The sequence below is a fragment of the Njordella aestuarii genome (assembly GCF_056494165.1).
This window is the reverse complement of record NZ_CM151397.1, coordinates 6266106-6279074: the sequence shown is the minus strand read 5'-3', so window position 1 is coordinate 6279074 and position 12969 is coordinate 6266106. Positions and strand designations below refer to the sequence as shown.

At 48.3% G+C, this 12969-nt stretch carries 12 protein-coding genes; 4 read left to right on the top strand and 8 right to left on the bottom strand.

What is annotated here, in order from left to right; translation table 11 throughout:
• Nucleotide 1 precedes the first annotated feature (1 nt).
• Nucleotides 2-1969 (top strand): DEAD/DEAH box helicase, encoded by a 1968-nt coding sequence (locus tag SH451x_RS24490; RefSeq protein WP_479359914.1) that lies wholly within the window; start codon nt 2-4, stop codon nt 1967-1969.
• Here SH451x_RS24490 and SH451x_RS24485 read toward each other — a convergent pair.
• On the bottom strand, nt 1966-2889 hold the full coding sequence (locus SH451x_RS24485) for a LysR family transcriptional regulator (RefSeq protein ID WP_479359913.1): 924 nt from the start codon (nt 2887-2889) through the stop codon (nt 1966-1968). The genes SH451x_RS24490 and SH451x_RS24485 overlap by 4 nt on opposite strands.
• Before the next feature lie 111 nt (nt 2890-3000).
• Nucleotides 3001-4173, bottom strand: a complete 1173-nt coding sequence (locus SH451x_RS24480) for a phosphorylase family protein (protein ID WP_479359912.1) — start codon at nt 4171-4173, stop codon at nt 3001-3003.
• Between the two features lie 249 nt (nt 4174-4422).
• On the opposite strand from SH451x_RS24480, the gene SH451x_RS24475 reads away from it, so the two are divergent.
• The 3 genes from SH451x_RS24475 to SH451x_RS24465 are packed head-to-tail and all read left to right on the top strand — an operon-like array spanning nt 4423 to nt 6447.
• Nucleotides 4423-5148, top strand: a complete 726-nt coding sequence (locus SH451x_RS24475) for a hypothetical protein (RefSeq protein WP_479359911.1) — start codon at nt 4423-4425, stop codon at nt 5146-5148.
• The gene (locus tag SH451x_RS24470) at nt 5141-5701 is read left to right on the top strand and encodes a hypothetical protein (protein WP_479359910.1); all 561 of its coding nucleotides are present in this window, start codon (nt 5141-5143) and stop codon (nt 5699-5701) included. Before SH451x_RS24475 ends, SH451x_RS24470 begins: the two co-directional genes overlap by 8 nt.
• The gene (locus SH451x_RS24465; protein WP_479359909.1) at nt 5698-6447 is read left to right on the top strand and encodes a hypothetical protein; all 750 of its coding nucleotides are present in this window, start codon (nt 5698-5700) and stop codon (nt 6445-6447) included. The genes SH451x_RS24470 and SH451x_RS24465 overlap by 4 nt, the downstream gene beginning before the upstream one ends.
• A 139-nt stretch (nt 6448-6586) precedes the next feature.
• On the opposite strand, the gene SH451x_RS24460 is transcribed toward SH451x_RS24465, so the two are convergent.
• The 6 genes from SH451x_RS24460 to SH451x_RS24435 form a co-directional block, all read right to left on the bottom strand.
• Nucleotides 6587-7960, bottom strand: coding sequence for a hypothetical protein (locus tag SH451x_RS24460; RefSeq protein ID WP_479359908.1), 1374 nt, complete (start codon nt 7958-7960; stop codon nt 6587-6589).
• Nucleotides 7961-8423: 463 nt separating this feature from the next.
• Nucleotides 8424-8579, bottom strand: coding sequence for a hypothetical protein (locus tag SH451x_RS24455; RefSeq protein ID WP_479359907.1), 156 nt, complete (start codon nt 8577-8579; stop codon nt 8424-8426).
• Between the two features lie 33 nt (nt 8580-8612).
• Nucleotides 8613-9449 (bottom strand): DUF3592 domain-containing protein, encoded by an 837-nt coding sequence (locus SH451x_RS24450; RefSeq protein WP_479359906.1) that lies wholly within the window; start codon nt 9447-9449, stop codon nt 8613-8615.
• Nucleotides 9450-9508: 59 nt separating this feature from the next.
• Entirely contained in the window at nt 9509-10633 is a 1125-nt protein-coding gene (locus tag SH451x_RS24445; protein ID WP_479359905.1) for a hypothetical protein, read from the bottom strand.
• A 59-nt stretch (nt 10634-10692) separates the two neighbouring features.
• Nucleotides 10693-11544, bottom strand: coding sequence for a hypothetical protein (locus SH451x_RS24440; protein ID WP_479359904.1), 852 nt, complete (start codon nt 11542-11544; stop codon nt 10693-10695).
• Between the two features lie 115 nt (nt 11545-11659).
• Nucleotides 11660-12736, bottom strand: coding sequence for a hypothetical protein (locus tag SH451x_RS24435; protein ID WP_479359903.1), 1077 nt, complete (start codon nt 12734-12736; stop codon nt 11660-11662).
• Nucleotides 12737-12969: the final 233 nt, after the last annotated feature.

Here is a 12969-nt window from a genome sequence, read left to right as displayed (position 1 = left end):
AATGTCGAAGTCTATTGCGCCAGAATTGTCTGTTGAAGAAACCGCTGCGGCGCTCCTCGAATCGATCGAGGATAACGATTCTGAAGTTACACAAGAAGTTGAGCTCGATACGGACTTCCTTGATGACGATGTGGATGTTGAAGAAGCAAGCATCCCTGCAGTTCAACCTGCTGTAGTCGCCAAGAAAGCCGCTACCAAAGATACCATCCTCTTCAGCGATCTTGGATTGCATCCTGATGTGCTACGAGCGGTACAAGGATCTGGCTATGAGGCTCCAACGCCAATTCAAGCTCAGATAATTCCGCACGTCCTTGCTGGACGAGATGTGCTTGCCCAGTCGCAGACGGGTAGCGGAAAGACCGCTGCTTTTGCGCTTCCAATCCTTTCGCGATTGGATCCAGAACAAAGAGAAGTGCAGGTGCTCGTCCTAGCACCCACTCGTGAGTTGGCTATTCAAGTCGCCAATTCATTCTCGACGTACTCTGCAGAAATGTCAGGAGTTCGCGTCGCTGCAATCTACGGCGGCCAAGACTACGAAGTGCAGTTTCGACAACTGCGGCAAGGGGTGCAAGTTGTTGTTGGAACGCCGGGACGAGTTATCGACCACGTGAACCGCGGGACGCTGAATCTCAGCAGCATTAAATGCTTGGTGTTGGACGAAGCCGATGAAATGCTAAATATGGGTTTCTTGGAAGACGTCCAGTTCGTACTTCAAAAGACGCCAGCCGATCGGCAAATCGCACTGTTTTCCGCTACATTACCGGAAGCTATCCGCGAGATTGCTCATGAGTATTTGACGGACCATGTAAAGGTGGCAATCAAGAGTCGTACGCTGACAGCTGAGTCGATTCGGCAACGAGCGTTGTTTGTACAGCAACACAATAAGATTGACGTGCTCAAGCGAATCTTGGAAGCCGAAACGACCGACGGCGTAATCGTCTTTGCTAAAACAAAAGATTCGACGATCACGATCGCAGAACAGCTCAGCCGTGAAGGATTCGCTGCTGTTGCCCTCAACGGCGACATGGCTCAGAAGGTTCGCGAGCGAACGATAGAGCAGCTGAAGTCTGGTGCACTTGACATTCTGGTCGCAACCGACGTTGCTGCTCGTGGGCTTGATGTGCCTCGTATCAGCCACGTCTTCAATTATGACCTGCCGCATGATAGCGAAGGTTACATTCACCGTATTGGGCGTACTGGCCGAGCGGGACGTAGCGGCGAAGCGATTATCTTCTTGACTAACGCTCAACGCGGTAAGCTTCGCTTGATCGAACGTGCTACTAAACAAACGATTGAAATTGAGCAGCCACCGACCGCGGATGCAATCAATGCGTTCCGGATGGAACGCTTCAAGCAACGCATTACCGATGTAATCGCGTCCGATGATCTCTCTTTGTTCGAAGGCATGTTGGAGGAGTATTGCAACGAATCCGGGAAATCACCGACCTTAGTTGCCGCTGCTTTGGCACAAATTGCTCAGAACGGACGTCCGTTCTTCGTCAAAGATATTCCTGCTAGCTCCAATCAAGGACGCGAGCGTCGAAATAGTCGCGATCGCAACGACTTTGAACAAGACAATTCCGGTTACGACCGTCGGCGAAGCGGGCCTGCACCCGAGGGAATGCTGCGTTTCAGATTGGATGTAGGTCGCCGTGACGGCGTTCAACCGCGCAATATTGTTGGAGCCGTTGCGAACGAAGGCAATATCAACAGCCGATACATCGGACCGATCAAAATCTACGATACCTATACGACGATAGATTTGCCTTCAGATCTTCCTCGCGACATTTGCCAGACGCTCCGCCGCACTTGGGTCGCCGGTCGTCAACTAAATATGCGGCCTTACGACGAAGAAGATCGTCGGCCTCGAGATGATTATCAATCGGATCGAGGTCCTGCAAGATCGTCGTCTCAAGGCTCAAGACCAGCTGGGAAGAAATTCAGCAAGCGATCGAAAGCTGCCAATTAGCAGTTGAGCTTTGCTTCAATAGCTTTCTGAATATCGAACGAGAATGTCTTTGAGTATTGTTGCAATGTCGAGTGAAACGCTTGCAACAAACGACTCTGGAAGCGATATGCATTCCAAGCTACTGCGATGGTGCGCTTTGGCTTGGGGGACGCAAACGATCGGTAAATCCGATTCGTTGCTTGATCATGCACAGCGGCCATCGCTGGAATAAGTGAGATGCCATGGTTTAGCGCAACCAGCTCTTGAACCGTCGCCAATTGACTGGTGTTTTCAGTTGATACGGGGTGGAATGATTTTCTTCTGCAGAAGGAAACAATTTGCTCCGATAGGCAATGAGCCTCGTCCAACAGTACAAACGGCAAAGATTGCATGTCGGATATACTGATGCTCGACTTCTTGCATAGGTTATGATTGGTTGGCATCACTAGCAACAATTCTTCATCGAACAATTTCAACGTTTCGATGTATTTGGCCGTGATTGGCAACGCAAGAATTGCCACGTCGAGCTCCCCTTGAGTCAATTTGTTAAGCAGCACCGCCGTCGTGCCTTCGTTGACTATCATCCTGGCCCGCGGAAAATGCTCCGAAAACTCCCGCAGTAGTCCAGGCAGAAAGTATGGCGTAATCGTAGGGATCGATCCGACGCGGAGCGTTCCCGACTGACCATCGTCGCAAATTTCATTCTTGGTATCGTCGATGATTGACAGGACCTGCCTTGCTCGCCCCAATAGTTTTTCACCAGCTTCCGTCAGTGAGACACTTCGCGATTGCCGTTCAAAAAGCGGTTGTCCTAGTTCCTCTTCGAGCCGCTGCAATGATCGACTGACGGCAGGCTGAGACAATCCAAGCTCTTGTGCAGCCTTTGTAATGTTCAGCGTTTCAGAGACGCGTACGAAATGAACGAGTTGATCAATCTCCATCTTTTTCTCTTCCGATTGGTCTGAGTGTGAATGTTGCGATCATACACTCGTTCAGCCTTCATTTGTGCTGGCAAGCAAAATTGAAAGCCAACCGGCGATTGACTAGGGCCCCTAAGATTCCGGGCCCCCCAGCAAGGGTTCATCCATCGATCGTAGTTCACTATTGGGAAGACCATCTGGGTGTTCTGAACGCGCAACGCTGATGGCGGCCTCAGCAATTTCTAGATGAAGTAACTTAGTCGCTTGATAAAACGAATTTGCAGAATTGGGAAGCTTCGGGCTTCCATGCAGCGGCTTGTCAGAAATACATAGGAGCGTCGCTGAAGGTATTCTGTAACGAAAACCGTTGGCAGCGACAGTTGCAGATTCCATATCCACTCCAATGCTCCGACTGGCCTTTAAATCTTTCAGTTTCCGATTGATGACCAGTTCCCAGTTGCGGTCAGCGGTGGTGTAAACCGCGCCAACTCGGTAGGGCAAGTTTCGTTCTTCTAAAACTTTAGCCAGGTAGCGATTTAGCAGAAAGCTGGGCGTGATTGGTACCGATCGCGGCAACGCTTCATCCAGCACATGATCGTCTCGCATATAGCCGGAGGCCAGAACAAAATCGCCTATCTCTTGATGATTTCGAACTCCTGCGCAATGACCAATCATGATCATCGAATCGGGACGGAGGACTGCGAGGTGGTCGGTAAAGTTTTTTGCATTGGAAGGGCCTACTCCAATGTTCACGATGCTTACACCGCTATTGTCGGCCGCCTTGTGGTGAAAGGCAGGCATCTGCACATCCGCACGGACCGGAAATACACAATCAGGATGCAACTGACGGAAGACTTCCATGTGCATATGATAGTTTGTAAGGATAACAAACCGTTGGAAGTCTTCGGCGCTAGTACCGGTGTAGTGTTCAAGTCGCTCGAGTGAAAGTTCGACCCGTTCAGGCCCAAAGAGAAATACTTTCTTGCGAGTATGATCAAAATCAGTTTCGTCAATCAGCGTGAGAAGTTGCGGAGAATTAAGATCGACACGGGGTTTCGACGGAGTAATCTCAATCTCGGCGCCTTTGACAGCCAACTTGTACAGTTCGCGTTTGAGGTACCAGCGATAGGCTTTGGGACGTGCAATCTTTCCTGATATAATAGGATTGTGTTTGGACCATTGCCTATGAACTGTGATTTTCGAATAGCGACCTTGAGCGTAGATCTGTTCCATTTGGCTACATGCGTCGTCGATGGATTGCATCAATTCGATTTGGCCTGCAGCGGAGATCTTGAGCGATGACATTTTCGATAAGCTTGAATATGTTCATTGAAACGGAAAGAGGATATTTGACATCGTACTCATTCGGCCAGAGTCTGCCATCGTGAGCGTTATGAAGGCGGTCGTGATTCTCGATGGTTATCGGCGTCGCTAAGTTGATCTGTCTTTTTCAGTGAGTAATTCATGTACATCATTCTCGGTCAGAGGGTCTATTTTCGCCGCAATAAGGTGCGAAGCTTCGGCGTGTGCGAAAGCTGTGGAAGATTTGCAAAAATGTCGAGTTATGACGGGAGGAATTTTTTTCATGCTTATTACATCCCTCTGATTCCCACCAGTGGCAAGTTGCGCGTATCGCAGGCCTGCAGCAAATGCCACGCAGAGAAACAGCTTTCGCAGTCGGAAGCTGAAGCTGTGGGAGAAACCCACATGGAGCAATCGGCAGACGCCATCCAGGCGTTGTTGGAGGGGGAGCAGACCTTTTCTATCGAATCCGACTTGGACGAGGATAGTTCGGTTTCTTGCCTAGACTATCTGATGGTCGCCTTTGAATGGCTTTATTGCATGGGTAACCAACATTTTCTGGAAGACGTGTTGCAAAAGCTGCGGACGGCAAATTGTAATTTTGAATACCAGATGCTTTCCGGAAAACTAGCTTTGCTTGGCGGGGACGTGCCTGGGGCCATATCGCATTACAAAAACGCAGCCGTGGCGAAGCCTAACCAATTGATGCCACATGCTGAAGCAGCAGGTCTCTGCCGATTGCAAAAAGATTTCGCAGGAGCCGAGCATCACACCAGAGAGATATTACGGTTATCGCCAGATCTTGAACTTCATTATTCACTTTTGCTTGTTGACGACCTAAATGCGCAGAGTAAATTCGCTGAGGCTGTGGATGTCTATCAGCGGATCATCGGACTTTCTCCAAGTATGGCCAAGCAAAGCTCTGTAAAGAAAGGGCTCGCAAAAGCGCGAAAGAAATCAGGTCTGCCAAATGATTAGAGCAGAGGAAAAAGTATGGCTGGTTGATCTCGCTACACTTCCGTTGTTTGCCCAATCGCTAGTCGCATGCAGGCTCGCACGGCGAGCAGTGCTGGCAATGCTCTCTGGTGAAGAGCAAAAGCAGATGTTGGATGCATGCGATTCGATGGAGTCCATCGGATTCGATGGCTGTAAATCTTGTGACAAATTTTCTCTGGCACAGTTGATAGGTAGAGTAAGTCTCACACATGAAAATCAAGCCGCATTAGTTGCCGTTGGATGTGCAGATGAAGCGATCATAGCTGCCCAAAAAGCGGCTGAGCTCCATCAAAACGTGAATGTCGCTTCTATCACGCAGCGTTGTGTTGAGTCGTTGTGCCAAGATCCACGCCTTTCTGCTGTGCAAGTGATAGTCCTACTTCGAAGCGATGTTGATCAAATCAAGTTTGCTTGTGTAGAGGCAGGAATTGGAATGTGCGAAAAGATGAGCAAGCAAGTGTTGAGCCGCCTTGCACCATGTCATCCGTTTACGCTTGTTGAGCCGCGGCGCAATATTGAGGACCACTTTCGATGAGCTGGCTAGTGACAATCGCAGCAGGTATTTCAGGGGCACTCGTTGCCGGCGTAGGGATGTTCGCAATCGCCAATTCATGCGTTCGTTGGTACCGAATCTCGAGCTTCGAGGGCGGCTCTGGGTATTTTATTGTTGGGCTGACACTCCTTGGAGCAGTCGTTGGGCTAATTCTATCGGTCCCGGCGGCCAGGTTGGCTTACTCGTACCTCGGTTCTGGATGGTACAACCAATTTGGCGCAGCTTTAGCAGTTGTCGCAACTGGTCTCGCCCTGGTGCTTGCTGTTGCCTTTGCTGGCGTTGATCGTGAGCCAGAACTTGGAGGGCAGGGCATTGTTATTGTTCGGGAGATTCGACTGCCAGCGGAAACTAATAGCGACTCGGCGTTGAATGTAGACCCGCATCAATGGAAGAAAGAAGAGCTTCGACTACAGCTTGTAAGCGTCTCGAATCACAAGCCGCTTGGAGCTAGCGATGCAGATTTCGATGTCGAAGCTTTCCGCCAAGAAGATGGGCAGTGGATACTTCCTGCGCGTGTCCCGCTATTCACAAGTAAAGGTGAGCTCTGCGTCAACCTGACGCTAGGTGGTCGTGATGACGGTTTTTGGCCCGCGATGCGGCCAACGCCCAACGCTATCTTTTATGAGTGGAGCGCCTGGGCTCGCACCAATAAAAGCAGGGATTTGCCAAGTGATTCTGATGCGGTCATGTACCGTTTTAAATACGAGAATGCGACACCGACACCGTGACAGAGCAACACATGCTCATCTAGGAAAACTGCTTGTCAGCGATACTCATATGTCGTGTCACCAACGGAAAAATTAGCGACTACACCGAGTTCGGCGTTTTGAGGAAACGCACGGTGATTATACAGCGCAGCGGTTGATTTCAGTTTTTATGCATCTGTAATGGGTTTGGTTTTTTGAATTTCACTCCCATTTCATTGGCAAACCAACTTCCAATTGTTTCTGCATCGATAGCAGATAGGCTACGCCACAATACGATGCTTTTGATCGATTCGCCTGTAATCTGCAAATTCCAATAGCTACTAGTTTCTGTTCTACTTATCAAATGGCATGCGATGATCGTTTTATCGCTTATCGGATAGCAACGGACATTTTTTCTGATTCCGAAACCAGAATCGACTTCAATATGACTGATCGTTTTCCGGATTTTGGCTCGCCAAAAGTACGATTCAACCAGACTTTGAACGGCAACCGCTAGAATTGCAGCAGGAATTAAGCTGGCCAAAATTGCTGCCCAAAGATAGGGAATGAAAGTGAAAAACATAGCGATCAAACATAACATTATCATGGCTAGTGTTTGGGCTGCGGAACGCAGGTGTTTCCCTTGACGTCGAACCGTAAAGACTACTTCTCCATTCAAATCTTGTGTTACTTGAAAGCCATCGTTTTCAAGTAGGGTCAATACGTCTTCCTTTGCGGCTGCTTCGACTTTACTCGGTACTTTGTCTGATTTTTCGAACGAGCTTGCTGATGTTGAAAGTCGCTGTTTCCCAGTGCCTGTCACTTTACTGAAAACAGGTACGTCAAAGACAGCAACACAATCTGGCTTGGATTTGGCCTTGATCTTAAAAAGCCAAGTAACTACTCCACGAGATTCCTGGCGTTGCAGCGGCAGAAGCGAACTTGGCAATCCTAGCGGAATAGTGAATTCAACTGGAACTATAGTATGCAAAGTTGAGTCGTGGTAATGTCCGAGCACTTCAATGGTTTGAAACCAAAGGCATTTGGTCTCAGGCCTGGAATCGGAGTCGTCTTTATCCGATTCAGTCTGGTTGCATTCCAAGACTGCTTCGAACGTGTTTTCTTCAAATATTTTCCCAATACGGTATTCGCCCTTGAGTTTTCCTCCAACTCTTCCTGGCAAAGTGATGAGTTCCAATTCTGATTTCCAGAACGGCTTGAGCTTCACATAACGATTTACGAGTAGAAAGATTAAAATAACGGTAATGACGAGAAGCCAAGCAGGAGCGAGCCCATCAAAATGAATAGTGATCGGAACAGCAATTGTCGGGAGCACAACCGCGGCGATGACAATCCCAGTTGCTCCGGCAGATCGCGATCGAAGACGACCGGATTCCCAATTTGGTACGGCTTTCCATGGTTCATGTAGATGTGCAGGCCATTGCTGCCAATAAGCGCAATAAAACGATAAATTCTTGTGGAAATATGCACAAATCAGCAAGCCCAGACCAATGGGCAAGATTGCATTGACCCAGGGTAACGCTACATGTCTCAAGTCAATTGCGTTGCTATTCCAAGCCTCGAGCGTTGCGTAGAGATGTGGTGATTGGAAGCTTCCGTAGACTATCAGCCCAAACCCAATCGCTTGCCCGAAGCGACTGAGTATATAGATTCCATAGTAGATAGGAACGGATGGCTTAATGTCGATTTTGGTGTTCCTGTTTCAAGTGTCCGAACATCTAGGCATTATACCTCGACCGATTTAACTCCATCATGTGGACGGGGTTTCTTCGAACGAAATTCGATGGTAGAGCCAAGAACAATTAAGTGTTCGCTGGACAGATTACAAATCGTACGCCTCAGGATCTTGCGGCCAAATTTGCGAGCGATTTACACAGTTGTTGCGCCGCAGCCAAATTTGAGACATCAGCCTAAGATGTACATTCCATTCGCATGCATTGCATTGAAGGTGAACCGCTAGTGGCAATGCCAACTTGTAGCAATTATCCCAACACTGATCAGACAATCATTGAAGCGATCTCAGTCGTCTTGTGCTCCTGCTTTAGCAAACCATGCAGCAGCCAAGCCACGATATTGCGGCTAACAAACTTCATTGCTGGATTTGGCCCGCGTACAAAAAGTTCGGTACAGCTGTAGAATGAAGCGGAACTCATTACTTGTTTCCAGGATCTGGGTAATTTTACACCCTATGGACGTGCTTGTACGCGACGCATTGCCTCAAACGTTGAACTTATTGCGACAGCCAGCATGACCAAACCTACCAACCAGAACAGCCCCATGAAGAAAACTAGGAAGGACATTGGTGCTCCGCCAACCCAAGTGAAATAGGTAAGCAAGCCTACAGTTCCATTCCAGACAATTGCAACTAGCCAAGCACGTAGCGCATTTGGGTGACCGGGTTGCTTAGAATGGGAATCCTCTATTTGATCCGCGACTTTTACGACGGCTGTGTCAGTTGTTCGGCGGTTCATAAATCTTCGGCAAGCAACCATCGCAAGCACCAGAGTTATTCCGGAGGCAATCAAAGCGAACAACCAATTCGAATCAATGGCAGTTCTTTGGAATATGTCTCGAGTCAGCACAGCTTGACTTGGATCGTTTGGATTCACGTAGCAAAACGTACGTTTCGCGCTTTGGTACGGAGCTATTGCCGCACTTGCACCTGCCTTCGAATTCCAATAACTGTGACCGAACCAAAACCGATCAGAACTGTATTTCCTTCCGTTCCAAACATAGTCATACTCAGCACGAGGTGCATACGCAGTGCTTGACTCACGAGATCCAGTGGTTTTCTGGCCGTTAGCACTTATTGTTACGACTTCCACTTCGATTACTCGAATGGTGCACGGCACTTCGGTCCAAGACTCGGCCTTCTTTGCGAGTCTGCGAGGCTCCAAGATGACCATGTCCACGAAGAACCAACCGGCGAACACGAAGGCTGCTGCAACGAAAAGTAGCAGCGCTGCTATGCCCCACGTGAATTTATCCACTTCTGTCGGCGGTTTCGGATTTTGGCCAGTCATTCACAAATCCTCGAAGGTAGAAGAGTCCTTGTTTTGCATCAAACTTCTATCGACAAAGTTCATCTTGAGCCTCTGGATCGACGACCGTTCAATCGAATGTGATTTGGAAATGCCCAGTGAAGACACAGTGTTGCAATTCCAATGCTACCGAAAAGTAGATAGGGCGAAATCGACCAACCTTCATCACGAATCTGTATCCGCGTCATAGCGCGCTCAGGTTGATCGGCCAAGTAAAGCAATTCAACCTCCTGTTCAATCTCTCGCGCTGTTGTGTAAGTGGAAGGAATCGTAACCTGGTGACTACTAGCCTCATCGGTAGAGTATTCGATCACAATCTCTTCGGGAAACGGTCCCTCCGGCTTTGTACTTACGACTCTGCCAACAACATCCTTCGAATTCTTCCAAGCTGTCAAATCACGATATACGATACTCACCGGCAAGGCCAGAAAGATCACTGCTAGAATTGAGAAAACAACGCTACGGATAAACTTGGTTTTTTTACTTGACCAGGAGCTTTTGGATATAGGCTGCGCTCGAGGCGTAGTAGACTGCGTAAAGTATTGAGACGGTATGCTTGGCCAGTCAGCGGGATTTATCTTGTGAGCTTTCTCCGTTTTTCTTGTCGGCTCTTGGGCTAGTGTCATTTCCATAAGCTGAGGATCAAGACGCCCGCAGCCAACGGTAGGCTCGCTACCAAGCTTACGCATTGCGATTGCGTGAACAAATCCAAACAACATGACCAATCCGACGCCTTGGCTTTTGATCCAGAGTGTTCCGCTTTCTAATTTTGTTTCAGAGGACGCTCGACGAATCCGTTGAGCATCTGGCAAATGTTTGCCGTTTGGAAACTCTTCTTCGATACTTACCATCGACCATAATGTGTCGTCGAAGGATTGAACATCGAATGCAAGTAAGGCTTCTGCCAATGTCAGACCAATCACTTGTTGTTCATTGACGCGATGGTCTTTGTCGTAAAAGACGATCTGCACCAGGCTCTTTGGATTCGAATCATCAAAATAGAAGGTGGTTTCTGGCGAGTGGATGTCTATAACAAGTTCGTCGTCGGACAGGTCGTACGCATGACCATTCGTTGCCAGTGCCGCGCGTACTTCGGCAATTGTGTTTCCGAGCTGTATATTGGCCCAGCCAGAACCGGTGTTGATCGGGATATCGCTTGCGTACATTTGACTTCTGTCCTCAGACTAAATTGCTTTATGAAGTAGGGTGCGTAGCGTTCGTTGAGTTACCTTTTTGAATTCATGTTGACAAGTTGTCTGCTTTTAGTGTGACGTGCTGAGATAAATCGCGGTGGCAGATATAAAGCAGGAATCAACAGGATCGCAATGCATATCCAAATGCCTCGAAGCATCCGATCTGAAGCGCGGCTGAAGAACACTTCACCCGCGTCATTTCGCAAAACCCAACCTGGATACAGTTTGCCAACTTCAAATCGCTCACTATCCATCGTCGCATCCATCTTGTAATGCTGAATATAATGTTTTGTTCTTGATGCTCTATGAAGCTTGGGTACTGTGAACAACGCTCGACTGCGAACAGGATCGATCGACTTTCCATCCTCCTCTAAAATGGAAACGTCTCCGCAGGCAACCCAAAGGTCAATATACAAGTCTGGCACATAGAAAACTTCTTTCAGCAAAGTTTCTTTTGAAACCGCATCTTCAGGAATGTGTCTCAGTTCGATTGATTCGACGCGCACTTGAACTGGCATGTACGAAATATTCGCTGAGGCACTGTTGATATACGAACTTATGGCAGTGGGCAGCATGACGATATTGAAGAAAATCGCGAGCAATGACACGCATTGCATTACTGCATTAAAGTTCTCTGACCGAAACAGGTCTCTCCAGCCAGTTCGTGATCCTTTGCGTTTTATTGGTAATGCCAAACGCGTAACTAGTCCGCCAATGAACAGCGGAATGGTGAATCCAAGTCGCGACATGACTGCATTAAAATCCACCGGGTAGCGTATTGATATGTAAACAGTCCATGCAGAGCTCATGCCGCCGAAAACGATAGCAAGGGCTGCAAAAAAACGAATGTAGAGGATGTGATCCGGCGGGTCTCGTGAAGCCATTATTGTTTCCGAATTTGCAGCGTATCGTACAACAGACCTGTGACTTGGCTTGGGAAATTGTGGAATGCATCTGCACATTCCACAACTCCCAAATTTATCAGAATCACAATTCCAACTAGTGCGCACTGTAGAAAACACTTACGGTGAAGTGGATTTTGAACTCTAAGCAAGTGATGTCGTTCTCTGGAATATTCGCCGCGAGTTTGTATTCAAACTCTTCCATGTGCCGGTAGTCTTCAGGATCATCCGTATCTGTTTCGTAGGTGCCACCGTCGATGTCGAGCGTCCAGAAGTTGGCGTTCGCTTCACCGTGATGTTCATTAAATGCGCCCGTGTATTGAAACGCGAGCGGCATAGGTGCAACATCGTAAACGCCGGAAACGTCGTCGTCGTAGGCAGACACCGCCAATCTAATTTTGTCGCCAACGTTTGATCCGAACAAATCAACACTTGGGCTCAGACTGGCACCGCTGCAAACGTTCAAATAACCTTCTCCCGCACTTTCGTTACCACTCAGTTCCGGCCATCGAATTGCGTCGAATAGGTCGGTGATTTCAGCTTCTTTGGGATGTATTTGAGAAGGTAAGAGCTGAAACGTGAACGCCATCTCACCGTCGCTTAGGTCATCAGAATCGTCGATTACCTCCATTTTCGTCACCTTGATATGGACGAATCTTTGAATGGTTTTTGTAGTGCGATAGTGAGGTATTATTTGCCCATTTCCTAAATCGGGGTCATCCATTGGTAGTATGGCATAAAAATACTTTTTGTCTGGATCCAGATTTGGAAGGACAACTTCCGGCGTTTCGTCGGCTTGGCGGAAAGTCTTGTGAATGCAAGGTACGGAAGTCGACAGAAATCCCTCTTCGTCGTAACCAACCTCGACCTCTTCCTCACTCAGGACAACAAAAGCTCCGACGGCAGCGGACGGAGTCCAGCTGACTTTGACAAAGGTTCCGCCCTCAATGCTTGTTGATCGCTCGATAAAGAGCGGCTCTTCGCCGACTTTGCGTTTTCTTGTATCTTCGCCTTTTGCCAGCGGCAGTGACTGTAGAACTGTATTACCAATGGTTGAATGACCATATTGATTCGCTGGAGGAGCAGCCAAGCAATAGGAGGCAGATCCAAACCAGAGCATCGCGCTTAGTAGCCGTGTTTTCGTGTTCATCTTTTCATCTTTCTGAAGTGACATTTGAAATAAATTAGCCTGCAGTGAGGCTCGCATGCTCTTCCAATCGGAAGTGACGCGATTGGGCGGCCAATTAGCAGACAAAATCGTCGTTGGGTTTATTTCTCCATGCCATTTTGGATATGGCAGAAAAACATAGTTCGATTTTGGCCGGGTCGTGATGTGGACCTCGATTGGTCTTGTAACGCCGCTCCAGTACTGTGCAGGTCAGCAGCGAACGAACAATTTAATCTCCA